Origin of the sequence: Streptomyces sp. NPDC051907 (assembly GCF_040681075.1) — a bacterium.
Classification (GTDB): Bacteria; Actinomycetota; Actinomycetes; order Streptomycetales; family Streptomycetaceae; genus Streptomyces.
Window position 1 is genome coordinate 62822 of sequence record NZ_JBFAYB010000016.1, and the last position, 24622, is coordinate 87443.

Annotated in this window: 30 protein-coding genes; 25 read left to right on the forward strand and 5 right to left on the reverse strand. The window is 69.8% G+C overall.

All coding sequences use genetic code 11. The features are described 5' to 3' along the window. Positions 1–117: 117 nt before the first annotated feature. Both AB0M39_RS12505 and AB0M39_RS12510 read right to left on the reverse strand, forming a co-directional pair. Positions 118–384 (reverse strand): hypothetical protein, encoded by a 267-nt coding sequence (locus AB0M39_RS12505; RefSeq protein ID WP_365363133.1) that lies wholly within the window; start codon positions 382–384, stop codon positions 118–120. Between the two features lie 8 nt (positions 385–392). Then, positions 393–833: a hypothetical protein gene (locus AB0M39_RS12510; protein WP_365363135.1), complete on the reverse strand. Its 441-nt coding sequence runs from the start codon at positions 831–833 to the stop codon at positions 393–395. A 503-nt stretch (positions 834–1336) separates the two neighbouring features. Between AB0M39_RS12510 and AB0M39_RS12515 the strand changes: the two genes are divergently transcribed. After that, positions 1337–3592, forward strand: coding sequence for a phage minor capsid protein (locus AB0M39_RS12515; protein WP_365363137.1), 2256 nt, complete (start codon positions 1337–1339; stop codon positions 3590–3592). A gap of 11 nt (positions 3593–3603) precedes the next feature. Continuing rightward, positions 3604–3819 (forward strand): Rmf/CrpP family protein, encoded by a 216-nt coding sequence (locus AB0M39_RS12520; protein ID WP_365363139.1) that lies wholly within the window; start codon positions 3604–3606, stop codon positions 3817–3819. On the opposite strand, the gene AB0M39_RS12525 is transcribed toward AB0M39_RS12520, so the two are convergent. Continuing rightward, complete coding sequence (locus AB0M39_RS12525; RefSeq protein ID WP_365363141.1) at positions 3807–4454, reverse strand: restriction endonuclease; 648 nt, start codon at positions 4452–4454, stop codon at positions 3807–3809. The genes AB0M39_RS12520 and AB0M39_RS12525 overlap by 13 nt on opposite strands. 47 nt (positions 4455–4501) lie before the next feature. On the opposite strand from AB0M39_RS12525, the gene AB0M39_RS12530 reads away from it, so the two are divergent. From AB0M39_RS12530 to AB0M39_RS12560, 7 genes are read left to right on the forward strand one after another with little or no spacing between them, the layout of a single operon-like run. Then, entirely contained in the window at positions 4502–5191 is a 690-nt protein-coding gene (locus AB0M39_RS12530; RefSeq protein ID WP_365363143.1) for a hypothetical protein, read from the forward strand. Between the two features lie 14 nt (positions 5192–5205). Next, complete coding sequence (locus AB0M39_RS12535) at positions 5206–6213, forward strand: major capsid protein (protein ID WP_365363145.1); 1008 nt, start codon at positions 5206–5208, stop codon at positions 6211–6213. Next, positions 6213–6455 carry a hypothetical protein gene (locus tag AB0M39_RS12540; RefSeq protein WP_365363147.1) on the forward strand — a complete coding sequence of 81 codons (243 nt, stop codon included), beginning with the start codon at positions 6213–6215 and terminating at the stop codon, positions 6453–6455. The genes AB0M39_RS12535 and AB0M39_RS12540 overlap by 1 nt, the downstream gene beginning before the upstream one ends. A 10-nt stretch (positions 6456–6465) precedes the next feature. After that, positions 6466–6864 (forward strand): hypothetical protein, encoded by a 399-nt coding sequence (locus AB0M39_RS12545; protein WP_365363149.1) that lies wholly within the window; start codon positions 6466–6468, stop codon positions 6862–6864. Further along, complete coding sequence (locus tag AB0M39_RS12550; RefSeq protein ID WP_365363152.1) at positions 6861–7178, forward strand: hypothetical protein; 318 nt, start codon at positions 6861–6863, stop codon at positions 7176–7178. The genes AB0M39_RS12545 and AB0M39_RS12550 overlap by 4 nt, the downstream gene beginning before the upstream one ends. After that, complete coding sequence (locus AB0M39_RS12555) at positions 7175–7534, forward strand: hypothetical protein (protein WP_365363154.1); 360 nt, start codon at positions 7175–7177, stop codon at positions 7532–7534. Before AB0M39_RS12550 ends, AB0M39_RS12555 begins: the two co-directional genes overlap by 4 nt. Continuing rightward, positions 7524–7949 carry a minor capsid protein gene (locus AB0M39_RS12560; RefSeq protein ID WP_365363156.1) on the forward strand — a complete coding sequence of 142 codons (426 nt, stop codon included), beginning with the start codon at positions 7524–7526 and terminating at the stop codon, positions 7947–7949. The genes AB0M39_RS12555 and AB0M39_RS12560 overlap by 11 nt, the downstream gene beginning before the upstream one ends. 16 nt (positions 7950–7965) lie before the next feature. Here AB0M39_RS12560 and AB0M39_RS12565 read toward each other — a convergent pair whose 3' ends face one another. Further along, on the reverse strand, positions 7966–8166 hold the full coding sequence (locus AB0M39_RS12565) for a hypothetical protein (RefSeq protein WP_365363158.1): 201 nt from the start codon (positions 8164–8166) through the stop codon (positions 7966–7968). A 435-nt stretch (positions 8167–8601) separates the two neighbouring features. Between AB0M39_RS12565 and AB0M39_RS12570 the strand changes: the two genes are divergently transcribed. The 11 genes from AB0M39_RS12570 (at position 8602) to AB0M39_RS12620 (ending at position 19074) form a co-directional block, all read left to right on the forward strand. Next, positions 8602–9075, forward strand: a complete 474-nt coding sequence (locus AB0M39_RS12570) for a hypothetical protein (RefSeq protein WP_365363160.1) — start codon at positions 8602–8604, stop codon at positions 9073–9075. Continuing rightward, positions 9072–9527 carry a hypothetical protein gene (locus AB0M39_RS12575; protein WP_365363163.1) on the forward strand — a complete coding sequence of 152 codons (456 nt, stop codon included), beginning with the start codon at positions 9072–9074 and terminating at the stop codon, positions 9525–9527. The genes AB0M39_RS12570 and AB0M39_RS12575 overlap by 4 nt, the downstream gene beginning before the upstream one ends. A gap of 248 nt (positions 9528–9775) precedes the next feature. Beyond that, positions 9776–11944 carry a hypothetical protein gene (locus tag AB0M39_RS12580; RefSeq protein WP_365363165.1) on the forward strand — a complete coding sequence of 723 codons (2169 nt, stop codon included), beginning with the start codon at positions 9776–9778 and terminating at the stop codon, positions 11942–11944. Positions 11945–11947: 3 nt separating this feature from the next. Further along, on the forward strand, positions 11948–12856 hold the full coding sequence (locus tag AB0M39_RS12585; RefSeq protein ID WP_365363167.1) for a hypothetical protein: 909 nt from the start codon (positions 11948–11950) through the stop codon (positions 12854–12856). A 12-nt stretch (positions 12857–12868) separates the two neighbouring features. Then, positions 12869–13852, forward strand: coding sequence for a hypothetical protein (locus AB0M39_RS12590; protein WP_365363169.1), 984 nt, complete (start codon positions 12869–12871; stop codon positions 13850–13852). 14 nt (positions 13853–13866) lie between these two features. Then, the gene (locus tag AB0M39_RS12595; RefSeq protein WP_365363226.1) at positions 13867–14970 is read left to right on the forward strand and encodes a hypothetical protein; all 1104 of its coding nucleotides are present in this window, start codon (positions 13867–13869) and stop codon (positions 14968–14970) included. Continuing rightward, the gene (locus AB0M39_RS12600) at positions 14970–15827 is read left to right on the forward strand and encodes a hypothetical protein (protein ID WP_365363171.1); all 858 of its coding nucleotides are present in this window, start codon (positions 14970–14972) and stop codon (positions 15825–15827) included. Before AB0M39_RS12595 ends, AB0M39_RS12600 begins: the two co-directional genes overlap by 1 nt. A 36-nt stretch (positions 15828–15863) precedes the next feature. Beyond that, on the forward strand, positions 15864–17621 hold the full coding sequence (locus AB0M39_RS12605) for a hypothetical protein (RefSeq protein ID WP_365363173.1): 1758 nt from the start codon (positions 15864–15866) through the stop codon (positions 17619–17621). 66 nt (positions 17622–17687) lie between these two features. Further along, positions 17688–18482, forward strand: a complete 795-nt coding sequence (locus AB0M39_RS12610) for a peptidoglycan-binding protein (RefSeq protein WP_365363175.1) — start codon at positions 17688–17690, stop codon at positions 18480–18482. 77 nt (positions 18483–18559) lie between these two features. After that, positions 18560–18823, forward strand: a complete 264-nt coding sequence (locus AB0M39_RS12615) for a hypothetical protein (RefSeq protein WP_365363177.1) — start codon at positions 18560–18562, stop codon at positions 18821–18823. Then, positions 18820–19074: a hypothetical protein gene (locus tag AB0M39_RS12620; protein WP_365363179.1), complete on the forward strand. Its 255-nt coding sequence runs from the start codon at positions 18820–18822 to the stop codon at positions 19072–19074. Before AB0M39_RS12615 ends, AB0M39_RS12620 begins: the two co-directional genes overlap by 4 nt. A gap of 66 nt (positions 19075–19140) precedes the next feature. Here the strand turns inward: AB0M39_RS12620 and AB0M39_RS12625 are convergent, their stop codons facing one another. Beyond that, entirely contained in the window at positions 19141–20493 is a 1353-nt protein-coding gene (locus tag AB0M39_RS12625; protein ID WP_365363181.1) for a transcriptional regulator, read from the reverse strand. A 136-nt stretch (positions 20494–20629) separates the two neighbouring features. Between AB0M39_RS12625 and AB0M39_RS12630 the strand changes: the two genes are divergently transcribed. The 5 genes from AB0M39_RS12630 (at position 20630) to tgmC (ending at position 24589) form a co-directional block, all read left to right on the forward strand. After that, a complete protein-coding gene (locus AB0M39_RS12630) occupies positions 20630–21046 on the forward strand; it encodes an ATP-binding protein (RefSeq protein WP_365363183.1) in 417 nt (138 codons plus the stop codon). Then, positions 21040–21540 carry a hypothetical protein gene (locus AB0M39_RS12635; RefSeq protein ID WP_365363185.1) on the forward strand — a complete coding sequence of 167 codons (501 nt, stop codon included), beginning with the start codon at positions 21040–21042 and terminating at the stop codon, positions 21538–21540. The genes AB0M39_RS12630 and AB0M39_RS12635 overlap by 7 nt, the downstream gene beginning before the upstream one ends. Positions 21541–22202: 662 nt before the next feature. Further along, positions 22203–22466 (forward strand): putative ATP-grasp-modified RiPP, encoded by a 264-nt coding sequence (tgmA, locus tag AB0M39_RS12640; RefSeq protein ID WP_365363187.1) that lies wholly within the window; start codon positions 22203–22205, stop codon positions 22464–22466. 1 nt (position 22467) lies between these two features. After that, positions 22468–23439: an ATP-grasp ribosomal peptide maturase gene (tgmB, locus tag AB0M39_RS12645; protein WP_365363189.1), complete on the forward strand. Its 972-nt coding sequence runs from the start codon at positions 22468–22470 to the stop codon at positions 23437–23439. Continuing rightward, positions 23429–24589, forward strand: coding sequence for an ATP-grasp peptide maturase system methyltransferase (gene tgmC / locus AB0M39_RS12650; RefSeq protein ID WP_365363191.1), 1161 nt, complete (start codon positions 23429–23431; stop codon positions 24587–24589). The genes tgmB and tgmC overlap by 11 nt, the downstream gene beginning before the upstream one ends. The last annotated feature ends 33 nt before the right edge of the window (positions 24590–24622 follow it).

Sequence of the window (24622 nt, forward strand, 5' to 3'; positions counted from 1 at the left end):
TCGGCCAAGGCCCACCGATCGCGGTCGGGGCAAGCCTTGTTGAGCCAGGCGTCATCGAATGATGGCGACTACCCCTTATGCCCGTTGATTTACTCCAACATTACAAGCGAATTTTCCTCAGCGTTCAATTTGAGGCCTCTTGACGAGGTTGCCGTATTTCGTCCAAAGAACAGCCTTTACGCCACACTTCTCCTCGATTTGCGGATCGATGTGATTCATGATGTCGGCAGCCGCCTTTGGGTACCGCTCAATACTCTCCCCGTAGTTCTGGTACTGCTCACCACAGGGAACCGTTTCATGCGTTTCCGACACATTCCCCCATACGGTGGCGGAAATATCGCACCCTCCTACAACCAGTGCGGCGAGAAGGGTCGCCTTTACCATAGGATCACTCAGCCAAGAGGCCACGTGTCACCGACTTCACGGCGGGCCGCGGCAACGCGACGAGCGGCGCTGTAAGCTCCAGAGCGGATCAGAGAAGACTCGACGTACCTCAATGCTGCGATATCGCGCCGCACAGCGTCACCTTTGCGCCCATCGCGAGACCGAATAGCTGCCGCGAGATCCAGCGCCAGGTTCTCCATCTGAGAAACAATCTTTCCCCTTCTGTGGAGCCCCGCCACAATGAAACCAGTCAACGCGATCAGATAAATGGTGCCGATGTCAAATAGAATTTGCACGAGCGCACCATTCGCTTCGCCATTTGCATACTCAAACAAGGACAAGGCGGCCATGAACCCTGCAAAGAGGCCGGCTCCTGCATAGAAGGCAATTGGCGGCGGCTGCGGAAGTTCCCTAATGAGCGAGTCAATGTCAACGCTTGACCTATCCACGCCAGTCAGGTTAACCCCTTTTGCGTGCGTCAACTTCCGCGCCATGCTCGGGGCAGCCAATTCATGCATTCGGCCGCAAGACGTGGTCGAACATGCCGCAGCGGGATTACATCGCTCGTAGTGGCCATGATCGGCTTAGGTGCGGCTAGAACCAATTCGCTGATGGGCGCCGTCGGCAGCTCGGTAATGACCGTCTCGTCAGCGACCGGACGAAGTCCTTGGGCGCCTGCTCCACTACGGCCATGAGCCGCAGTCGGAAGGCGTACACCCAAGCTATTGCCTGCGCAGAGACGAGACCTGCCGCATGACAACGGGTTCGTCCTCGTCGACGGTGGACTCGCCGACGTACCTGTGTATCCGAGTGCCCGGTGCCCCCGCCGACGTACCCGCCAGTGATGGTAGGTGCAGCACGCTGCGTGGCGCTGCCCGCGCCTTCCTGGTGCTGGGCTTGACCTGCGCAGGCCAGGTCTGGCAGTTCATGCCGACCCGCGTTTGGGGGTGCCATGCCGGTCAACCCCGCCGTGGCGGAGGATCTCTCAGCCACCGTCCGTGACCTTTACGCGGACGCCGAGCAGCGGCTGCTCTCGCTCGTCGCGCGGCAGCTCACCGACGGGTTCGAGGCACCCGGTTGGGCAGTCGCGAAGCTCGCCGCGATCCAGCCGCTGCGGCGCGCAGCGCAGGGCGTCGTCGACGTCCTCGCGACCGCGATGCAACTGGAGGTGTTCTCGGCGGTCACCGAGGCGTACGACATCGGGGCGCGGGCCGGCCTCGCCGAGCTCGGCGCGCTTTCCGACGCCGATGCTCGACTGGTCGCCGACAGCACCCCGAACACTCAGGCCGTTGACCGGCTCGCCGCCGAGACCGTCGAACTTGTCACCGAGACCCATCGGGGCATTCTGCGCGGCGTGCTGGACGCCTTCCGGACGGTCATCGCCGCAGTGTCGGCGACGCCGCTGCTCGGTATCGACACCCGCCGGCAAGCAGCGCAGCGCGCCATGCAGCAGTTCGCCGACCGGGGGTTGCGGTCGTTCGTCGACCGGCGCGGCCGGTCGTGGCAGATGACGAGCTATGCCGAGATGGCTGTACGGACCGCCGTTGGGCGTGCCGCGGTCGCGGCGCATGGCGACCGATTGCGTGCCGCCGGAATCAGCCTGGTGATCGTCTCCAATGCCCCTCATAACTGCGAGCTCTGCGCCCCGTACGAGGGCAAGGTGCTTGCGCTCGACGGGCCGGACGGCGCGCGGACGATCGAGGTCGAGCACGCCATCGACGACGACCGCATCGTGCGGGTACGCGTCGCCGGATCGCTCGACGAAGCGAGGCAGGCCGGTCTCCAGCACCCCAACTGCCGCCACTCGACGAGTGCCTACCTGCCCGGCGTCACCCGCGCTCCGGTCGAGCATTCCGAGGATCCCGACGGGTACGCCGCATCCCAGCGGCAGCGCGCGATCGAGCGGGCCATACGCAAATGGAAGAACCGCGGTTCGGCCGCGATGACCCCCGAGGCCAAGAGAGCGGCCGAGGCCCGGGTGCGGCAGTACCAAGCCAAGATGCGCGAGCACCTGGCGGTGCATCCCGAGCTCATCCGCCGACGCGAGCGCGAGCAGCCCGGGGCCGGAAACCTCCCGAGCACCGCGCCGCTGCCGCCGGCCGATGCGGTCGAGGCCGCCCGAGTTCGGGCGGGCGACGTGCGCACCCTGCCCGAGATGGCCGACGAGCAGCTCGGTGCCGCACTGCGGCCCGGGGTGCTCGACGCGCGCGACCGCGACCGGATCGCCGCCGAGGCGGACCGCCGCGACGAGCAGGCGCTGCTCGACCGCATCCGTCCCGGCGGGCGCATGGTCGACAGCCTCGCCGAGTTCAGCGACGACGAGCTCGCTCGCGTCGCGCTGCACCTCGACGACGAGGGGCTGCTGCGTGTCATGGCCGAGGCCGACCGGCGCGACATCGACGCCGCATTGCCCGACGTCCGACGCGACTTGGTCGGCATGTCCGAGCAGGCGCTCGCCAACCGGGCTCGTAACGTCTCCGAGGACCGGCTGGCCATCGGCGCCGAGATCCACCGCCGTCGTCTGCTCGATGTCCTGTTCCCCGGCGGGCGCCTCGCCGGGGATCTCTCCCAGCTCGGCGACGAGCTACTCGTATGGGGCATCCGCTACGCCCGCCCCGCCGAGGCCGAGCGGATCGCCGCCGAGATCGACCGCCGACACCCGCCCGCGCCGCCACCGCCCGCGGTCGGCGCGACGGTCCGCGACACCCTCGCCGCCCGAGACGCCCTCGATGCCGCCATGCACCCGATCCGCCTCGACGATCCTCCGCCAGCGGACTCTGACGAGTGGGGGCCGTACGGCGCCGACGTCGAGCGCGGCCCGGACGGGACCGAGAACATGTCCGCAACCGAACGGTGGGTGTACGAGCGCGAGCTCGAAGCCCGCGCCGCACGCGAGGCATACAGCCGCGACGAGATCCGAGCCATGTACGAAGAGCACATCTATGTGCAGTGGCTCGCCGCCGAGGACGCCACCCGCGGCCACATGCTCACCAAGAAGGCTGAGGCCGCCGGCGTCGACCCGCGCAACCTGTTCAAGGGCCCTGCACACGTCGCCTACGCCCGCGCGTCAGAGGACCTGATTCGCTATTGGGAGGACGTCTCCCCGCGAATCACCCTCGCCGAGTTCACCGAGCAGGTGACGGGCGTGCGGACGGGGGCCGGCGAGACTGCCCGGCAGTCCACACACGCCCAACGGCTCAAGCAGTAGGGGGTGATCCGTTGGGGTTCCGTGAGGACGCGCTGCGTGCCCGCCGCGAGGGGCTCGCCGCCGCGCGAGCCGGTCGGCCTCCCACTGTGTGCCCTCGATTCACCGACCCGCGACTCACCCTCGCTTGGGTCCGGGGATACCGGACTGCCCAAGTACCTTTCGACGCCGCGCAGTCGAGGCAGGAAGTCACGTCAGGCGCGGTGCCGAGTGCAGCTCACGCCTTATAGAAGAAGGCTTCACCGAGCAGAAAGGCCCGGTAGTTGGTGGTGGTGGGTGCGGACGGCTTGTACGGCTCTTCGATCAGGAGTGCCCTCTCCACCGCCAGCAGGTTGTGCGCATCCGAGCGTTGCGAGAGTCGCGAGAACTCGTGCACGAGCGGTGGGGTACGGGTGAGACGAGCCATGTCGTCACGGTCGTCACGACGTGGTGCCGCGTCAGGCACTGGCCGGGGCGGGATGAGGTTCGCGAGGTGTTCAAGGGCAACACGGGGGTTCAACGCCCGCTCCGCCCGCTTGACCGCTCCGTCTGTGAATCCGCCTGCGGCATAGAGAATGCCGCGCTCAGCGCCCAGATCGATCAACTTGCCGATGAACTCATCAACGGTGCCGATCGAGACACGTCGCCCATAGCACTTGGCTTCGATGACGACGTTCATCTTCTGACCGGCGACAGAGCCAACAGCCAGCGCATCGATCTGGCGCGGGACCCCGCTCAGCGCGCCGATCTGCTTCTCGTTGTGCGTGATCGTTGCGTTGGCATCCAGCGCCTTGACGAGTTTGGCCACCCGCTTCTCATACGCCAGCCAGAAGGCGGCGTCAGCAGGCTTCCGCTTCTTGGGCCGCCTGTTCACAGCTTTGGTCATTCAGGAACTCTAGCGCCGCCACCCACCCCGATTTGGAGATCATCATCATGCGCCCCACCAAGTCTTTGCCGGTCCACCCGCGTACGGGCGACCGCGCCCTCGGCTACCGCCGAGACGGCCGCCCGATCTGGCCCGTCAAGGGCGGCTCGGGAGAGAGTGGCGAGCCCGCCACCCCACCCGCCCCGCCGACCGGCGTCCCGAACACTCCGCCGACCCCGCCGGCATCGGCGGGCGATCCGGCTGGCGAGCAGCAGCTCGCCGACGCCAACACCCGTGCCGAGCAGGCCGCGACCGAGCGCGACGAGCTGCGAGCCGCGCTCGATGCCGTGACCCGCGCGCTCAATCCCAACGGCGGCGAGGCCGAGCAGGACCCCGCCGCCCTCGCCGCCGCCGTAGCCGAACGCGACCGGCTGCTCTCCGAGAACGCGACCGCTCTCCGGTCGGCGCGCGTCGAGCTCGCCGTCGCCCGGGGCGCCGCCGACCAGGGCGCGCGCGGCGACCGTCTACTCAATAGCCGCTCGTTCCTGGCCTCGGTCGCCGGCCTCGACCCGCTCGACAGCGGGTTCGGCGACAAGCTCACGGCCGCGATCAAGGCTGCTGTGGACGCCGATCCCGACCTGTACCGCGCTGCCTCGACGCCGCCGCGTGGGGGCGGCGAGTTCAACGGCCCGCCCGCCGGCGAGCGCCGCGCGAGCACCCTGCATGACGCCATCGCCGCCCGTATGAGCAGCGGCTGACCTAGGAGAATCGTTTGCCTACCTCTCTCGCCGAGGCGCGGAACAACGCGGTCGATGACGTCGACCTGAACGTCATCGACGAGTTCCGCAAGTCCTCGGACATCCTCGACCGAATGACCTTCGACGACTCGGCTAACCCGACCGGCGGCGACACCATCAGCTACGGGTACCGGCGCCTGATCACGCAGGCGAACGCCGAGTTCCGAGCGCTGAACAGCGAGTACACCCCGGCCGAGGTCACCTCGCAGCGCTACACGGTCGACCTCGCACCGCTCGGCGGTAGCTTCCGGATCGACCGCGTAATCTCGCGCATCGGTCCTGCGGCGTCCGGCGCGGTCGCACTGAACATGTCGCAGAAGATCAAGGCGTCGCGGGCGAAGTTCGCCGACGCCGTGATCAACGGGGACAAGGCTGCGGACGCGAACGGGTTCGACGGTCTGTCGAAGATCCTCACTGGGACCGACACCGAGTACCTGCCGCTCTCGAACGGGGTCGCCTCCGGTTACCTCGACTGGACCACGATCGGCGACAAGGCCGCAGCGCTTGCCGCGCAGCGGCATATCGACTCGTGGCTCGCCACCATGGATGACACGCCGGATGTGATCTACGGCAACGCGAAGACGCTCGCGCTGTTCAAGACCGTGGCCGCGTGGACTGATCAGCTCGACAAGGGTACGGACGCTTTCGGTCGCCCCGTCACCGCGTACAACGGCATCCCCCTTATCGACCTCAAGAGCAAGGCAGGCAGCAACGCCCCCGTAATCGGTCTCGTCGCCCGCGACCCCGACGGCGCTGGTGCCGGCGGCAACGTGTCCGGGCTCGGCGACCTTTACGCGATCCGCTACGGACTCGACGGTTTCCACGGTGCCTCGGTCGCGTCCGTTCCGCTCGTGCAGACATGGCTCCCCGACTTCAACAACGCCGGTGCCGTCAAGCTCGGCGAGGTCGAGATGGGGCCTCTCGCCCCGGTCCTCAGGGCGACCCGCGCCGCGGCCGTTCTGCGCAGCATCAAGAGCGCGTGATGCCCGTGAACGTGCGCATCACGGCCCCGATCAGCGACTACACCGGCGACGGTCCCGGCGGTCTCCAGTTCATCGACGGCACAGCGACCACGGACGACGTGGCGATCATCGGCTACTGCCAGGGGGCCGGCTACGCGGTCGAGACCTTCGACGATCTGCCTCCGCCGACCGTTCTGCAGGACGTCCCGAACGGCCCGCCCGACGAGGACTCGGCGGGCCGTTCTGCTGCCCCCGGCGAGTAGAGGGGTGAACGTGGCCCGACAGCCCTACGCGACCCCCGAGGCCCTCGCCGCGTGGCTCGGCACGCCCGCGCCTCCGGATGCCGACCGGCTGATCGCTCGGGCCGGCGAGGACATCGACTCGGCGCTGCTCACCGCGATCTACGCCGTCGACGACGACGGCGACCCTGCCGACTCGACGATCGCCGCCGCCCTCGGCTCGGCGGTCTGCGCACAGGTCGAGTTCTGGCTCGCCGCCGGCGACGACGGCACGGGCGCGTCGGGCAAGTGGGACTCGGTCTCGATCGGTCCCGTGTCCCTGTCCGGCCGCGCCGCCTCGACCGCCGGCGCGTCCGGCGTCGAACTCGCCCCACGTGCCGTGCGCGCGCTGCGCCGCGCTGGACTGACCCCCGGGGAGGTACAGCAGTGGTGACCCGCGTTCCCCCGTCCCTGCTCCGCCACCGGATCGGCGTCCAGCCGTACGCCGGCGACTCGGCGTACGGGCCGACGTACGGCCCGCTCGTCGAGCACCCCGCGCTCGTCGGCCAGGCGGTCCGCACCGTGCGCGCCCCCGACGGCCGCGACGTGATCAGCACCGCGCAGATCATCGCCGCCCCCGGCATGGAATGCCCGCCCGGATCGCGCGTCACCCTGCCCGGCGGACGGATCACCACCGCGATCAGCACCGCCTCGCACACCGCCCCGGGCCTGCCGGTCCCCGCGTCCACAGAGGTGATGTGCGAATGAGTCCGCAGCGTTCCCGCCTCCGGCTCACCGGCGACCAGGTGCTGCGCGGCGCCCGCGCGGGCGCGCTGCGCGGGCTGCTGCTCGGCGCCGAGCACGTCCTCGCCGAGTCCCGGAAGCTCGTCCCGATCGACGAGGCGACCCTCGAACGGTCTGGAACGGTGTCGGTCGACGAGCAGGAACTGACCGCCGCCGTCAGCTACGACACGAAATACGCGGTCAGGCAGCACGAGGAGCTCGCCTACCGGCACGCCCCCGGGCGGTCCGCGAAGTACCTCGAACGCCCGATGCAGAGCGAGGCGGCGACCGTCGCCGCGCTGATCGCGGCCCAGCTCCGGCGGTCGCTCCGTGGCCGCTGACCTGCTGGACGGGGTCGCCCGCTACCTCGAGGAGCAGGGCCTGCTCGTTTACTCCCCGGCCGGCACGAGCGGCGACTGCTTCATCGAAACGCTTCCGCCCGAGCCGGCCGAGGCGGTCGGGCTGTGGCTGTACGACGCCGGCCCGCAGGACGCCCGCAACGCCTACGACACCCGCGCCCTACAGGTGCGCGTGCGCGGCACGGCCGACCCGCGGGTATCGCGTCGCCGCTGTGAGGCGATCTACGGCGCGTTGCACGGGCTCGCCGGAGTCCAGCTCCCGGGCGGTCCGTGGCTGATCCTCGCCGCCGCCCGCTCCACCCCGGCCCCGATGGGCGCCGACGCGACCGGACGGCACGAGCACGTGGTGAATCTCGTCGTCGACGTCGCCAACCCCACTCAGCACCGTGCTGAATGAGCGATGGTCGGGTGCTCTACGCCGCAGAAGGCGGCTCGTCCTCCCCGCCTGTCACAGGCAAGGTGCCGGGATCCCGGAAGCGTCGCCAGGCATCGCGGGCTCGTCTCGCAGAATCGAGCAACTCGCGCACCTGGTCCAAAAGGCCCTTCAGGGCAGAGAGAAATATCGCGGCCACGCCAGCGATGGCGAGAATGAAGCCGATGGCTGTGATCTCCACCGATCCTTACCTTCCCTGTCATGGGTCGGATCGGGTGCGCAGGCAGCCTCGATCCGAACCCTTCGGTTCGGACCGAGACACCTACGCCGACGCACTGCACGCAAATGTTCTCGGGTGGGCTGATTGCAGCCCGTGTCTTGCAAGTGGTTCGTCCTTTGGCGGTGGCCCCGGCTTCACAGCTTTGTGCGTCCAAACCCCCCACAGGATGGAGGGGGGTTCGCAGCTCCAACGGGGCGGCGCGTCCTGGTTCCCGGCGTGATCGCCAGGCCGCCCAGGTGCGAGAGGCCGTGATCGGCCTTCCATCACGATCGTAGCGCACAGCGATGACCAGGACAGCGATTCACAAGTAGTCCCAGCACAAGGGGAGTCGAGTCATCCAACGACGCCCAAGACAAACGACAGCCGAATCAGATGACCCCCTAGGAGGTACCGGCATTGGGCCGCCCCATTGACGCCCGCGGCTGGATCTTCGAGGTTCGCGACGAGAAGGCCGCCACCGAGACGTGGCTGCGGATCGGGAACCTGAAGAGCTGGAACCGCAACGAGTCGGAGAACGAGGAGACCGCGGACACCACCACGAACGACAGCGAGGGCTATTACGAGCAGGACGTGATGCAGCGCGGCGCCACGATCGAGGTCGAGGGCCTTTACGCGCAGGTCACGACCGGCGCCCCCGACCCCGGGCAGGCGTACATCGACAACGTATGGACTTACCGCCTCGGCGCCGACTCCCGAGGGCGTATCCGCTGGCGCCACCAGACGCAGAGCGTATGGGTCCTGTGGGATGCCACCGTGACCCCCGGCGAGCAGTCCGGCGGCACGAACGACAAGACTTCTTGGGGCGCATCGTTCACCCGGTGCGGCAAGCCCAAGACCGAGGCCGTCGCGGGCGGAGGCACGCCGACATGAGCGAGGAAACCCGCGACCTGGTCGCGCAGTCTCAGAGCGTCGCCGACTTCGACGCCTTTTTCACCGAGCAGGCCGAGCAGCACGAGGGCGTGCCTCTCAAGCTGTACGGCCGCGAGTACGTGCTGCCGACAAGCCTGCCGCTGCTGTTCACTCTCCAGATGGAGCGGCTGAAGAACTCGGCCGACCCCGACGACATCCGCAAGATGCTGGCCTCGCTGTTCGGGCCGGACGCGCTCGACGCATGGGCCGTGCGCGGCATGACCGACCGGCAGCTCGGCGTCGTCCTCGTGTGGTCGACGGCGAACTGCCGTACGCCCGGCTCGGTCTCGATGGCCGAGGCCGCGCGGCTGTACGACGAGCGCGAGGGCACGGCGGGAAAAGCGCCGGGCAATCGAGCGGAGCGCCGGGCCAAGCCCAAGGGGAAGAAGCCAGCGAGCTCTGGCAGGCGGTAGTCGCCAACTGGGCTGCGGTCGAGTCCGATCTCGCCCGCGAATACCACCTCGGCGCCGGGCAGCTCGCTCGCCTGTCTACCCGCAGGTTCCTTGTCCTGCTCGGCGGACTGCCCGCCGAGTCCGCGTTCGCCCGCCTGTGGCATCGCACGCCCCGCACGGTCACCGACCCGTCCGAGATCGCACGGCTCACCGGAGTGCCCATGGATCGCTGAACAACTGAATAGCGCAGCCGAGGGGGTGGTCGCCCCTTGGCTCTCACGATCGGCGAGCTCACCGGTTTCATCGACCTCGACGACAGCGGCGCGCAGCGCGGCGTCGCGGCGGCCGAGGGCGCGCTGCGCGATTTGCAGCGTGGTGCCGACGGCAGGCTGCGTGACATCCGGGGCCGGTTCGTCGCCGAGGCCGCCGAGATGGGCGCCTCGCTCGGCGAGGGGGTCGGCGACGGCGCCGATCGAGCGTCGGGGCGGCTCGCGCTGCTCGGAAAGGCCGTTGCCGGGGTCGGCGTCGGTCTGCCCGCAGTGGCGGCCGTCGGCGTCGCGGTCGGCGGACTCGCCGCCGCGGCGGCGTCGGCGCAGGCTGCGGTCAAGGCGTTCACGCTCGCCGCCGGACCGCAGCTCGAACAGGTCACCGGCGCTTACGAGCTCTACACCGCGGCGCAGGCGGCCGCCGCGAAGGGCGGCGCGGAAGCCGCCGCAGCGCAGAAGGCGTACCAAGACGCCCTCGCCGAGATGCCGCCGGCGACGCGGGAGACCGCGCGCTCGTTCATCGGCCTGAAAGAGGACGTCAGCAAGTGGTCGGACTCGCTGAGCTCCACCACGATGCCCGTCTTCACCAAGGGCATCGAGCTGCTGCGCGACCTGCTGCCGGCCCTGACGCCGTTCGTCAAGGGGGCGGCGGCCGCGTTCGGCGGGTTCCTCGACGAGGTGCGCGCCGGGGTCGAGTCGGCGCCGTTCAAGCGGTTCGCCGCCGACATGGGCGAGGCCGCCGGGCCGAACCTCGCGAACTTCCTCGCCGTTCTCAAGAACATCGCGGTCGGGTTCGCCGGCGTCCTCTCGGCCTTCCTGCCGGTCTCGACCGGCATGTCGGGCGGGCTCGTCGACCTGACTGCGAGGTTCGCCGCGTTCGGCCAAGGGCTCGGCGACTCCTCCGGGTTCGAGACGTTCCTCGATCTGGCCCGTACCGGGGCGCAGACCCTTGGCAGCCTCGGCGGCGCCGCGGTGAACCTGCTCGTCGCGCTCGCCCCGCTGCTCGGCGTCACCGCTCTGCTGATCAACGTCTTCGCGCAGGTGATCAGCGCCGTGCCGACGCCGGTCCTGTCGGTACTCGCGACCCTGATCGCCGTCGTCACGATCGCGGTCAAGGCGTGGACCCTGTGGCAGACGATCAGCGCGACCGCCACGAAGGCTTGGGCGTCGACGCAGGCCGCATGGAACGCCGTGATGGCCGCCAACCCGATCCTGCTCGTGGTCGGGCTGATCGCGCTGCTCGTCGCCGGCGTCGTCCTGGCCTACCAGAAGAGCGAAACGTTCCGGCAGATCGTTCAGGCTGCTTGGTCCGGAATCCAGGCGGCGGCGTCGGCCGCCTGGGGGCTGCTGAAGGCAGCGTTCGACGGGATCGTGTCCGGCGCCGGGTGGGTGATCGCGTTCGTCAAGGCCAACTGGCCGACGCTGCTCGCGATCTTGACCGGGCCCGTCGGGATCGCGGTCGTTCTGATCGTCACGTACTGGGACAAGATCGCTGCCGCTTTCGATGCGGCGTGGTCCGCTGTGCGCGACCTCGGCGTGTCCGCCGTCGTGTGGGTGACCGGGCTGCCGGGCCGCATCGTCGGCGGACTGGCGAGCCTCGGCTCGAAGCTGTGGATCGCCGCGACATCAGGGTTCCGTCGTTTCCGCGACGGACAGATCCAGCTCGCGCTCGCCGCCGTCGACTGGCTGCGCGGACTGCCCGGCCGCCTCGCCGGCTCCCTCGGCGACCTCGGCTCGCTCCTGCTCGACAAGGGCAAGGACATCGTCCGCGGGCTCTGGAACGGGATCAAGTCCATGGGCGGGTGGATCAAGGACAAGCTGATCGGCTGGGCCACGGACATGGTCCCCGGGCCGATCGCGCGGGCGCTCGGCATCGCCTCGCCCTCGCGCGTCATGGCCCGCGACGTCGGGCGCTGGATTCCCGCCGGTCTCGTGCGCGGCATCGAGAGCGGGCAGAGCGCCGTCGACCGCACCATGCGCCGACTCGTCACCCCGCCCGCAGTCCCCGCGATGGGGCAGCTCGCCCCCGGCTCGTACGGGGCGGGCGGCGCGCTGCTCGGCTCGGGCGGCGCCGGCGGCCCGGCGGTCCACATCGAGCACTGGCACGGCGGCGAGCAGAGCCCCGAGCAGAACGCGACCGCGCTCGCGTGGCACATGAAGGCAAGGGGGTGAACCGTGGCCCCTGGCGACAAGGTCACCCGCCCCGGGCACGTCCAGTTCGGCGACGAGCTGCTGCTCGGCCCCGACACGCCGTACCGGTGGCGCTCCCTGTCCGGGTGGGAGGACCTTCCCGCCCTCGACTCAGGCAGCGTCAACCGGGCCGACGGACACGGCAGCTACCCCGGCCGCCTGCTCGCGCAGGCACGTACGATCGGCCTCGACGACGTGATCGTGCGCGCCCCGCACGGAACCATCGGCGCCGTGGTCCGCGCGCTGAACGCCGCGACCGCCCTCGGCGACGCCGAGCAGCCGCTCGTGATCTGGCTCGACGAGCGCGGCCCGATGCTCAGCTTCGCCCGCGTGCTGCGCCGTGCCGTGCCCGTCGGCAACGGCTACCGGCTCGGCACGATCACCGGGGCCGCGATCCAGTGGGAGGCATCCGACCCGCGCCGCTACAGCGTGATCGAGCAGCAGGCGACGACGAGCCTGCCCGCCCCTGAGCCCGGTCTCGAATGGCAGGCGACCCCCGGTCCGGAACGGCTCGCCTACCCCATCGACTTCGGCGCCCCGGGCAGCACCGGAACCCTGCTCGCCCTCAACGACGGCGACGCCCCGAGCCACCCGCTCGTGACGATCCGGGGCCCGGTCTCCCGACCGTCTGTGACCAACCTCCGCACCGGCGAGGCGATCGAGTACGACATCGACCTCGCCGCCGACGACGAGCTGCTCGTCGACACCGGCGACGGCGCGGTGACGCTCAACCGCACTGCCTCGCGCCTCTACACGGCGACCGCACGCAGCGTGCCCGAGCAGCTGTTCGCCCTCGCCCCCAGCAGCGCGACGACGCTCGCGTTCCGAGCCGCGCCCGGATCGACCGACCGTCGCGCCGCCGTCTCCATCCGGTGGCGCTCCGCCTTCTGGTAAGGAGGACCCCCCTTGACCGTGCGCGCCGGATGGCTGCTCCCCAACGGGCAGACCCGCGAGGACACCCGACTAGTGCCGCTCGGCGTCATGTCGCCCGACGCTGCGATGACCACCCGCGACGGCGTGATCGCCGGCGGAACCGCGCTCGCCGCGACCGGCGTCGGCGCCATGCAGGTGCAGATCGCCGTCGGGCGCGCCCTGGTGCAGGGCACCGAGGCACAGGGCGCCTACCCCGTCGCCGTCACCGCCCCCGAGACCCTCACCGTCGCCGACGGGAACGCGCAGCACGGGCGGATCGACGCCGTGGTGCTGCGCGTGTACGACGAGCTGTACGACAACGGCGACAAGACCCTCGCCCGCGTCGAGATCGTCCAAGGCGCCCCCAACGCGACGCCGACCCCGCCCGCCCTGCCGCCGGCCGCACTGGGGCTGTGGGAGATCACGGTTCCCGCCGGGGTGTCCGCCGGCACCGGCGGGATCACGTGGGGCTCGGCGCTCGCGGACCGGCGCCGCTACACCTCCGCGTACGGCGGGATCATCCCCCGAGGCTGGGGGCTCAGCTTCCCCGGGGCCTACGTCGGGCAGTACCGCGACAACGGGACCGGCCTTGACCGGTGGGACGGCGCGGCATGGCAGACCCTCGCCCCCGTCGTCGAGTGGACCGCGCCCGCGCTCGCCACCGGCTACACCAACGGGGGCAACAGCCAAGGGCCCCTGCGCTACCGGCGGATCATGCTTGGCGGCGTCCCGCACCTGCAATGGCGGGGCGGCGTCGCGTGGACGGCGAACGCGGCCCCGCCCAACAGCGGCCAGCCCCTCGCCGCTCCCCTTCCTGCTGAGGCCCGTCCCGCGCTGCCCGCCTCGGCGTCGATCGCCGCCGGCGGCGTGCCGATCAAGGTGGACTGCCTGACGAACGGACATCTCAAGTTCATCGGCAATCCGAGCCTGACCACGTGGGCCGCTCTGTCGGGCCTGATCTATCCGCTCGACGCGTAGGGGGTGATCGGTTGATCGCCCCCACGTACAGGGTCGTCTTGTGCGACCTGCGCACCGACCAGGTGCTCGACGTACTTCCGATCACCGACGTCGCGCTCGACGACTACATCGGAAAAATCGGGTCGGCCACCGCGACGGTCCCCCTTCCGAACCGGACGGTCGCCGCCCGCGCCCGCGCCGCCGTCGAGCCCGGCCGCACTGCCCTGTGGATCGAGCGCGGCTCGGAGATCTGGTGGGGCGGGGTGCTGTGGACAGCGAACCTCACCAGCAGCACCCGAGGGTTTCTCGGCCTACAGGTACAGGCCGGCGGGTGGGCGTCGTACCTCGACCACCGCGCGATCCTCCACACGCAGCAGGCCGTGCGCGTTGATCAATACGACATCGTGCGGGGGCTGCTCGACTACGCGGCGAGCCTGCCCGGGGGCGACATCGGCATCGAATACGACGCCGAGCAGCTCTCGGGCACCCTGCGCGACCGGACTTTCCGCCGCTACGACGTCCCCCGCGTTCGCGAACTGATCGACCAACTCGCCAGCGTCGAGAACGGGTTCGAGTGGCGGATCGCAAGCTATCGAGACCCAAGCAGCGGCCGACGCGTCAAGCAGCTACAGCTCGGCGCCCCCGTGATCCGCACGGGCGCGAGCGAGGTCGTCCTCGACCACCCGGGCCCGATCCTGTCCTACGGGTGGCCCGTCGACGCGACCGTGCAGGCCAACGCATGGCAGGCCCGGGGCGCGTCGGGCAACCGGAACCAGACGAAGGAGTCGCTGCCGCTGATGAGCGAGCTCCTCGTCGACGAGGGACAGCTCGCCGCCGGGTGGCCGCGACTGGACGGCACCTCGGACTACTCCACCGTGGTCGAGCAGGCCACCCTCGACGCGCACGCCCGCGCCGACCTGGCCGCCGCGCTGCATCCGCAGACGATGCCCGAGATCACGGTCGCCCTCGACCGCACTCCTCTGTCGCCGGCGCTGCTCGGCGCCACCGTTCGCGTGCGCATCCGTGACGACTGGTGGACCGAGGGACTCGACCGCCGGTACCGCGTGGTCGGCCTCGCGATCTCCCCTCCCCTTCGCGGTCGTTCCGAGACCGCCAGACTCCAGTTGGAGGCCGCCTAGTGGCAGCGATCCCCCTCGACCTGCTCGACCAGATCCGGACCCTTCAACGCGATGTGCGCGCCCTCATGGGACGCGTGAACATCCGGCCCGCCCTCGACGAGATCACCGCCGGCCGCGTCAAGATCGGCGAGGGCGGATCGCTGGAGGTGTACGCCCCCGACGGCACCGGGATCTTCGGCGTCGGGCGCACGGCGGACGGATCGTACGGCGTTGAGATCCAGCGTCCCGACGGCTCCAACGCGTTCACCGTGGGCGGCACCGGCGAGGGCTCGAACATGATCCGCACATGGTCGCGCGTCGGCGACGTCATCCTCATGGACGACTACCACTCGCCGCGGTTCCTGGGCCGACCGTGGATGCCCGTTCCGCTCTATCCGACCAAGCAGCAGGGCACCACGTCGTCGACCTACCAGTACGGATGGGTCGGCGGCGCCCCCGCGCACAACGCCGTCATGGTCCTGAACATCTCCTCGTTCGCCGGACCCGGGGGCGGACAGGTGCGAGTCAACATGCTTCCGCCCTCGGGCGGGAGCGTCGAAGTCGCCGAGTACGACATCCCCGCCAACAAGTGGACCGACAAGACGATCGTGAAGCCCCTGAACGGCGTCGGATTCCTCGAATACGTCGGATGGAACATCGCGCACCGCGCCAAGACAGACGGCACAGCGGTCGAGACGCGCGTGTTCACCGCCTACACCCGAAACACCTTCACCGCAGCCGAGGCGCCAGCCGCGCCGGCCGGCGCGGCCGCAGCGGAGCATCAGCCGCTCGGCGCACCGATCCACAGCGCCGCACCGTCGACCCGGGAATCGGCTGCGGACCGCGTCGAGCCGGGGCTGCGCACCATCGACGACTAAGGAGGGTCCGCCCTGCTGCCCCCGTCCATTCCCACCGTGACTGTGCGCGGACGGTTCCTCGCCCCCGACGGGCGCCCGCTGTCGGGGGCGATCGTCTTTCGCGCGCCCGCGCAGCTCACCTTTCCTCAAGCCGACGTGATCCTCGGCGGTCCGGTGACCGTGCAACTCGACGCGCAGGGCGCGATCGAGGTCACGCTGCCCGCCACCGACGCTCCCGACATGGACCCGTCCGGGTGGGCGTACATCGTGACCGAGCAGCTCGCCGGAATCCCCGTCGGCCGCTCGTACAACGTGCTGACGCCGCGGGCGCGGCCCGAGGTCGACCTCGCCGACATCGCGCCGACGGACCCCTCGAAACCGAACTACGTCGGCGTGCCGGGACCGCAAGGCGGCCCGGGGCCGGTCGGCGCTCCCGGATCGCAGATCTTCACCGGCTCGACCGCGCCCCCGGCCGCCCTCGGCCGCGACGGCGACCTGTACGTGCGGTACGAGAACGGAACGTTCCTGGACGTCGCCTCGACGACCGTCACGACGTGGCAGAAGTCGGCGGGAACGTGGGCGCAGTTCGGCGGCGACGTCCGCGGAGCGTCTTGGTACGCCAGCACGACCACGCCCCCCAGTGCGAGCACCCGCCCCGGCGACCTGCTGCTGCGCACGGACACCGGCGACGTCTGGCAGCGCTCCGCCAACGGGTGGGGAACCGCGCTCGGCAGTCTCAAGGGACCGAAGGGCGACCCCGGCGCCGCGGGCGCCGCCGGTCCGGCCGGCGTCGTCCAGTCCGTCAACGGCCGGTCGGCGGCCGCGATCACCCTCGCAGCGGACGACGTCGGCGCCGTCGCGGTGGGCGCGGCAGGCGCAGCGAACGGCGTCGCGACCCTCGGCGCCGACGGCAAGGTGCCCGCCGCGCAGCTCCCGACGAGCTCGGGAGGGGGCGCGGTCGACTCGGTCAACGGCAAGACGGGCGCCGTCGTGCTCGTCGCCTCGGACGTCGGGGCGCTCGACCAGGGCGCGGCCGACGCGCGGTACCTCCAGCCGTCCGGCATCCCCGTGCAGTCCGTGAACGCCCAGACCGGTGCCGTCTCGCTGACCGCCGGCGACGTCGGCGCACTCGCCGCCGCCGCCCGCGGTGCGGCGAACGGCGTCGCGTCCCTCGACGCGGCGAGCCGACTGCCCGTCGCTCAGCTTCCGAGCGTCGTCGCCAAGAACACGTGGACGCCGCAGGCCCTCGGCTTTCAGGCGTGGTCGTGCGACCCCGCCCACGTGCCCAACCCCACCACGCCCAAGGCCGCTGTAGTACAGCGCGTCTACATGAGCGGCATCTGCATATCGGAGCCGACGCAGGTCAACCGCGTGGTGATCTTCGCCCGAGGCTGGGCCGGCTCCAGCGCTGTGCCCGCCGCACGGTTCTTCGCCGGCATCTACAACGAGGCCGGCTCGCGCGTCGCCACCTCCGGGCAGATCTCCAGCCTGCCGGCGGCCGGTCAGATCACCGGCACGGCCCCGGGCGCGAACGCCAACCACATCGGCGTCGTCCCCGTCCCGCTGACGGGCACGGTCACCCTGCAACCGGGCCGGTACTGGGCCGCGTTCCTGCTCTCAGCGGGCAGCGCCACCGATTTCTACTACATGCACGTACAGAACGAGAGTCCGAGCGCGCCCGCGAACTTCTTCATGGGCACGGCCTTCCAGCGCGCGTGGTGCATCAACGCGCAGACCTCGCTGCCGGCCACGGTCAACCAGGCAACGGGCGAGGTCGGCCTCGACCCGGCGATCATGGCGCTCGCCCTCGTCTAGCCCGCACCCGATACCGCACGCCCCCGGCACCCCGCCGGGGGCGTTTCTCATGCCCGAGGAGGGCTCTTGCAGTTCGTATCCCGCGCCCAGTGGGGCGCCCGTCCCTCACGCTACGAGCTCACCCGCATAGGGAGCACCCGAGGCGTGAAGATCCACTATGAGGGGACCTACGTCCCTGAGGGCCTTGCCCGGCCCGAGGCCCACGGACAGTGCGCGTCCCGCGTCCGCACGATCCAGGCGAGCCACCTCGCCAACCCCAAGGAGGACTACTCCGACATCGCGTACAACGCGGTCGTCTGCCCGCACGGCCACGTCTACGAGGGCCGAGGCGCGCACCGCAAGACCGGCGCCAACGGCACCGGCCCCCTGAACCTCGTGCACTACGCGGTCTGCGCCATGGTCGGCGACAAGGGACTGACCACGCCGACCGACGCGCAGCTCGGCGGGCTGCGCGACGCGATCGAGTGGCTGCGCAGGAGCGGGAACGCCGGCGACGAGATCAAGGGCCACAAGGACGGCCACGCGACCGCCTGCCCCGGACCGGCCCTGTACGCGTGGGTCCAGCGCGGCGCCCCTCGCCCCGGCGGTGCCACACCGCCCAAGCCTCAGCCGGGGTACGAGCCGTTCCCCGGGGCCGACTGGTTCCGACGCGCCCCGCGCTCCGCAGTCGTCACGGCCATGGGAAAGCGGCTCGTCGCCGAGGGCTGCTCCGCCTACGCCACCGGCCCCGGACCGCAGTGGACCGACGCCGACCGCCGCAGCTACCAGCGGTGGCAGAAGCGCCTCGGCTACTCCGGCACGGCCGCCGACGGATGGCCCGGCCCCACGTCGTGGGCCGCGCTCAAGGTCCCCAAGGTCTGACCCCTCGCACCACCGCGCCCGCCCGCACCCGCGGGCGGGCGCCCCTGTCTCCCCACCCCAGAAAGAGGTACTCCCGCATGACCGACTCCACCCGCCGCACCCTGCGCACCGTCGTGCAGACCGTGCTCGGCCTCGCCGCCGGACTCCCCCTGATCATCGACGCCGCAGGCATCCCTCAGACCGCCTCCGGCGTCGCGCTCGCACTCGCCGTGGCCAGCGGCGCCACCCGCGTCATGGCGCTCCCCGTCGTCGAGGCCCTGCTGCCCCGATGGCTGCGCGCCGCGCCGCACTCCGACGACGAGCTGCTCACCCTCGACCGCAACCAGGACGGGCGCCAGTGACCGATCCCTCTCCGTCCGACGTCGCCCTCGAACTGGAACGCCTGCGCGGCGTCGTCGAGGCCGGTTTCGCGCGGGCTGACGGACAACTCGCCTTGCTCGTGCAGCGCGGCGACCAGGTCGACCGGCAACTCGCCGACCATGAACAGCGCCTCGACACACTCGAACGCGGCCGGTGGCCGCTGCCGAGCGTTCTCGCTCTGGTCGCCGTCGTCGGACTCGCCCTCACCCTCTGGCAGATCGCCAACCGCTGAACGCATCACGCCCCCGCCCCCGGCTCATGCCGGTAGGCGGGGGCGCTGTTTGCGTGGTGCCCCGTCCTAGGCTGCGACGACCAGTTCCCGGGCCCGCTCGTTGAAGTCGGCAACGAGGCGATGCGTTCCGAACGGTTCCATCCGGCGCTGCAAGTCCTGCACGGCCTCGACACAACGCGAGCTCTTGACCCGCCGCGACAAGGTGAGCGTTCGCACCCCTGCCGCGTGGGCTGCTTCGAGGTCGCCCCGCTGGAGATGAGACACGGCGAGGGCAGCCTGCGACATCGCTCCGCGACGGGCTCGCTCCTGCTTGCGAGCGTGGTCGATGGACTGTTGTGCGTGTTCCTCGGCGGTTGCCGCATCCTCGAGGTCGCGGAAGGTGTTCGCGTGTTCGCCATGCAGATATGCGGGGTCGATGAACGCTGCCCACTCCGGCTCGCTCTGGAGCTGTACGCGGCCGTAAGCCGTTTCCGACTGAGTCACCGCACGAGTTGCGGCGGATTTGTCGCCGAGCTTTGCGAGGGCTCGCGCTTCTAGGGCCCACAGATCGGCCAGGCACGCCGCCGATGTGCTCCTGCCGAGTCCGGCCCGGCCTGCCTGCGCCAGGCGCCGCCCCTCAGCAGGATTGCCGAGCAGCGTCGCTTGATCGGCCATGCCTGCGAGGACGTGCGCACCGAGCGCTGCGTTCCCGGACTCTTCGGCGAGCCGCAGAGACTGGATCAAGTAGCGCTGCGCGGTTCCGTGCTCCCCGTTGTCGTAGCTCATCCAGCCGAGAAGATAGGTCTGCTCTGCCGCCGCCTCGCACAGGGCACGCCGAACGTCCTCGGAGTGCGTACGGCGCAGCAGCGGGTAAACGTGCTGGTTCATGTACTGCGCGAGGATGAGACGTCCCGAGCCGCCGCCTTGCAGTACATCCATCTTCTGGAACTCGCCGAACATGTTCTTAACGGCAGTCACGTCCTCAAGACGGACGCGCTGTCCCGGTTCGGGCTGCTGGTCGAGAGTGTTGAGCAGCCAGTCTCGCGACGGTCCAACGGCGGCGACCGCAGCAAAGGGCGCCGCTGCCAGGAACTTACGACGGTCCACGTCTGCCCTCCCCAAATCGGCAACGGCTTCAACCGTAACGGCGAACGAGGAGTTGTAGACGAGGGACCGGTCTGCGCTGCCGCCCTCGGTGAACCCCAAATCGTACGTAGTGACTCGAAATCCAACCTTCGCCGAGATGACGTCGGCGATGATCTCCGGCACGGGCTGGCGCGGCTGAAGTCCGTTGAGCCATCGACGGACAGCTGTCGCGTCCGGCTGAATGTTCGGCTGGCCCCACACTTGAGCTGCACTTTTGATCTGGCGAGCGAACTCCTTATTGCTCATTCCGGACCGTTCAAGCCACATCGCGAGATCAGTATTTGGCGACGTCATGCTCGGTACCTACCCCTTCGACAGGTGCGGTAGTTCAAGTGCCACCCTTTGCCACCCCCGCTGACGGTACCCCTGCTGCTGGCATCCCGGTTGGCTAGTTGCTTGAACCAACCGCGCAGGCAAGGGAGTTGCACTCATGCCGAGATCGGTGGCGCACAGGTTCCCGCGGGCAGATGACGCGGTACCCGAGGCGCGTTCCTTCTTAGGCGGCGTACTGGAGGACTGGGAGATCACGGACCGCTCAGACGATGCGGTGCTGTGCCTGTCCGAGCTCGCGACCAACGCGATCCGCCATAGCACCGCCCCTGGCGGCTTCCTGGTCGAGGTCTCCCTCGATGACGAGCTCTTGCGCGTCGAGGTGCACGACACCACGGACAGCACGCCCCGAGTCAGGACGCCAAGCACGGAGGACACCGACGGGCGAGGGCTGCTCATCGTGACGTCACTGGCGGACGGATGGGGGGTGAAGCCGCACGACTCGTGCGGCAAGACCGTATGGACGGAGTTCAAGACCAGTACGGGCGGGTTACAAGGCGGTGCGGCCCCGTGGTGACCGATACCGCTGCCGCGCCTACTGCCGGTCTTCTGGCATCACTTGGTATTTGGTTCTGGGTCGACCTCACCGAGGCCGGTCACGTCGCATTCCTGCTTCTCGCGCACCCTCCGGCGCGTCGAGACGGCGAGTCGTCGGAATCGATCGAGGACCGGATGCGCGGGCTCGCCAACGCGCTGACGCTCGCCGATCCATCCGCCCAGCTCCCCGACATCGGACCTCGCCTCTTCGTCCACGGCCGGTACGCCGTTCTGGACCTCGACGCGTGCAGCTTCGTCCTACGCGTGCCAGTCAGCGCCCAATGGGCAAGTTTCGTATCCGCCGGCGCTCCGGTCGTGGTCTCGGTCGGCCTCGATCCTCTTCAACCGCTCACGCCGTTCGACGCGATCAGGCCGTACCTATCGGGCGCGGCTCGGCACGCACGGCTCTACCTCGGCAAGACCCGGGCCGAGGACCCCCGGAGGTTCACCGGAACAGTCGGGCCGCCCGTCTGACCCCGGCATGCCCCCCGTACCACCACAACCAAAAGACCCGACGGTCGCGGACACGACCGCCGGGCAGCGACGCCAACAGCTGATTAGGAGCTGACGACGACATGCGCGACTTTATCCCCTGTCTCTGGATCTGGTTAGGGCCGGGCATTTGCCGGGCCTTCTGCGCCGCGCGCCGGCGCTTATCCGAGCACCGCAGGTGCTCGGCGCCCTCCACGCAACTCCCCCCGGTGCTTCCCCCCATTCCGGCCTACGCCCGCCAGCCTCTTCCCTCCCACGTTCGTGCCCGCCTGCTGCCGATCGACGGTCACGCCTTCTTCCTGCGCCCGTATGTGCAGCCTCATGCATCGGTGATCCACCGTGGATAGCGCCGCTGTACTCGTGCGGTGCGGTACGCCTGCCGGAGCTCCCTGAGTGAACCGCGCCCGGACCGTCGGTCAAGCGCGCCCCGCCGTCCGGGCACCGCTCCACCCTCGCCGTGCTTGCGGCGCCCATGGCGACCATCCGGGTCAGGGTCGCACCAGAACTCCCGCATCGCGGGGCGGCTCGTCGCCGCTCCCCCGGCGCGGGCTACCTCGTCGGCGCGGCCTTGTCGCCGAGCCGAGGAGGGCGCACCGTATGGCAACTCACAGCATGTGCCCGTTACTCAGAGATCAGGAGACTCGATGACCACCGCTGTAGCACCGTGGGGAACCAAGCGTTTAGCGCCGTACCCCAGCATCACCGAAGTGCCTTACGTACGAACGGAGATCGACCCGGACACTCAGACGACCCGCTACTTCGACGCGAGCGGCAAGCGCATCGAGATGGGTGAGCACGGCACCGGTACCGCCACGGCCAACCAGACCTCGACGTCGGCCGACGGCGGGGGCAAGAACCCGCCCCCGCCCGCCGACTCCGACCTCACCGAAGACAGCGACTCGGACTGACATGGCCGATGGACCGGTTCTCGTCGTCACCGCGCTCGGTGACATCACGGCGGATCTGGTGTTGGACGAGCTGTGCGGCCGGGGTGTCCCGGCCGTACGGCTCGACCCCGGCACCGACTTCCCAAACACCGCCAGCATGAGCGCTCGGATCGAACGGGGCGCCTTCACCGGGGATCTCACCACCTCGACTCGGCACCTCAACCTGTCCGACGTCCGCTCTGTCTACTGGCGCCGCCCGAGCCCCTTCAGCGACCCGCAGGCGTCCGAGACTCCCGAGCAACGGTTCGGGGTCGAGCAATCGCGCCGAGGCTACATAGGGGCCCTGACCGCGCTCCCCGGGGCGTTGTACGTCAACCACCCATCACGGAACCGCGATGCCGAGAACAAGGCGCAACAGCTCGCCACCGCCGCACGCCTCGGATTCACGCTCCCCGACACCCTGATCACGAACGTGCCGGCGGACGCCCGGAAGTTCGCGGCCGACCACGGAACCGTGATCTACAAGCCCGTTCATCGCGTACACCTCGCTGGCGAGGACGGACAGAACCGAACCGTTTGGGTGCGCACCCTCCAAGCTGACGAGCTCGACGACTCGATCGCCCTGTGTCCCCATCTCTTCCAAGCCTGCGTGCCGAAGATCGCCGACATCCGTCTCGCCGCCATCGGGGATGACGCGTTCGCGACCCGGATCGACACCGACGGCGACCACCTCGATTGGCGCCAAGACCAAAGCCTGATCACCTGCTCCCCGATCTCGGTCCCCTGTTCCGTTCGCGAGGCTGTACGCGCGTTCCTTCACGCGTTCGGACTCAGCTTCGGCGCTTTCGACTTCGCCCTCGACTCGGACGGTCAATGGTGGTTCCTCGAATGCAACCCGAACGGGCAGTGGGCGTTCGTCGACGAACCCACAACCCGTGCCATCGCGAGCGCACTCGCCGACACCCTCCAGAAGGGCACCCCGCATGACCAATGAAACCGCCGCCGCGCTACGCCGCCGACTCGTCGAGCAGCTCGTCGCCGACGGCGTGGTGCACGACGCCGAGGTGCGACGCGCAGCCGAGACCGTCCCTCGTGAGTTGTTCCTCGGCCCCGCGATCTACAAGCCGAGCAGCCCCCCGGGCGTCACGGTCTGGACCCCCACCCGCCGCGACGACACCCCCACCGACGAATGGCTGCGCCTCACCTATCAAGATCAGACATGGGTGACTCAACTCGACGGCGTGCTCGCCGAGGACGCCGCCGGCCCCGTCACTGGAGGTAGTCCGACCTCGTCCTCGACCCTGCCCAGTGTCATTCTCTGGATGATCGAGCAGGCGGGCGTCACCCGGGGAAAACGCGTGCTGATCGTCGGCGCCGGAACGGGCCTCTCGACCGCCTACGTCTGCGAGGTGGCCGGCGAGGACCACGTGACCTCGATCGAGACCGACGCCGCCGCAGCAGAACGGGCTCGAAAGGCCCTCGCCGAGGCCGGCTACGCCCCGACGCTCATCACCGCCGACGGCCTACGCGGCTACCCCGACCGGGCCCCGTACGACATCGTGATCGCGTTCTGTTCGATGCGACACGTCCCCTACGGCCTGCTACAGCAGATCGAGGTCGGGGGAACCCTGCTCGTCACCCTCGCGGGGTGGGGAGTCGCACACGGCCTCGCTCGCCTCGCGGTCGAGACGGACGGCGTCGCGGAGGGCCGCTTCCTGCCCGGATACACCTCGTTCATGATCGCCCGTCCCCACGATCGGCCGCCGCACGGACCGTTCGAGCTGCTGCCCGGGGACGAACGTCCGAGCCGGATCGACCCTGCTCTGCTCGACGACTGGACTGGTCGATTCGTCGCACAGCTCGCCGCGCCCTCGGCCGAGCGCCTCGGCGCCGGGGCCGAGCAGATCCTGCTCGACGTCGCCACCGGCTCGCAGGCACGGACGCGCCGGGCGGACCATGGCGACGGGTGGACAGTCATCCAGCGCGGACCGATCAAGCTCTGGAACGCGGTCGAGGACTCCATCGCGTTGTGGGAGAGCCAAGGCTCGCCGCACCTGTCCGAGTTCGGAGTGACGATCACATCGGACACTCAACGGGTCTGGCTCGGCGAACCCAACGGGCCGAGCTGGGCACTGCCCATCTAGCAAGGCCAAACACGGCATGCCGCCGCCGGCCCG

Bases quoted from the DNA above. Each gene is read 5' to 3' on its own strand.
- AB0M39_RS12505 (WP_365363133.1), bottom strand. From the start codon at position 384: ATGGTAAAGGCGACCCTTCTCGCCGCACTGGTTGTAGGAGGGTGCGAT.
- AB0M39_RS12615 (WP_365363177.1), top strand. From the start codon at position 18,560: ATGACCGACTCCACCCGCCGCACCCTGCGCACCGTCGTGCAGACCGTG.
- tgmA (WP_365363187.1), top strand. From the start codon at position 22,203: ATGACCACCGCTGTAGCACCGTGGGGAACCAAGCGTTTAGCGCCGTAC.
- tgmB (WP_365363189.1), top strand. From the start codon at position 22,468: ATGGCCGATGGACCGGTTCTCGTCGTCACCGCGCTCGGTGACATCACG.
- AB0M39_RS12625 (WP_365363181.1), bottom strand. From the start codon at position 20,493: ATGACGTCGCCAAATACTGATCTCGCGATGTGGCTTGAACGGTCCGGA.
- AB0M39_RS12630 (WP_365363183.1), top strand. From the start codon at position 20,630: ATGCCGAGATCGGTGGCGCACAGGTTCCCGCGGGCAGATGACGCGGTA.
- AB0M39_RS12555 (WP_365363154.1), top strand. From the start codon at position 7,175: ATGAGTCCGCAGCGTTCCCGCCTCCGGCTCACCGGCGACCAGGTGCTG.
- AB0M39_RS12530 (WP_365363143.1), top strand. From the start codon at position 4,502: ATGCGCCCCACCAAGTCTTTGCCGGTCCACCCGCGTACGGGCGACCGC.
- AB0M39_RS12525 (WP_365363141.1), bottom strand. From the start codon at position 4,454: ATGACCAAAGCTGTGAACAGGCGGCCCAAGAAGCGGAAGCCTGCTGAC.
- AB0M39_RS12575 (WP_365363163.1), top strand. From the start codon at position 9,072: ATGAGCGAGGAAACCCGCGACCTGGTCGCGCAGTCTCAGAGCGTCGCC.
- AB0M39_RS12540 (WP_365363147.1), top strand. From the start codon at position 6,213: ATGCCCGTGAACGTGCGCATCACGGCCCCGATCAGCGACTACACCGGC.
- AB0M39_RS12515 (WP_365363137.1), top strand. From the start codon at position 1,337: ATGCCGGTCAACCCCGCCGTGGCGGAGGATCTCTCAGCCACCGTCCGT.
- tgmC (WP_365363191.1), top strand. From the start codon at position 23,429: ATGACCAATGAAACCGCCGCCGCGCTACGCCGCCGACTCGTCGAGCAG.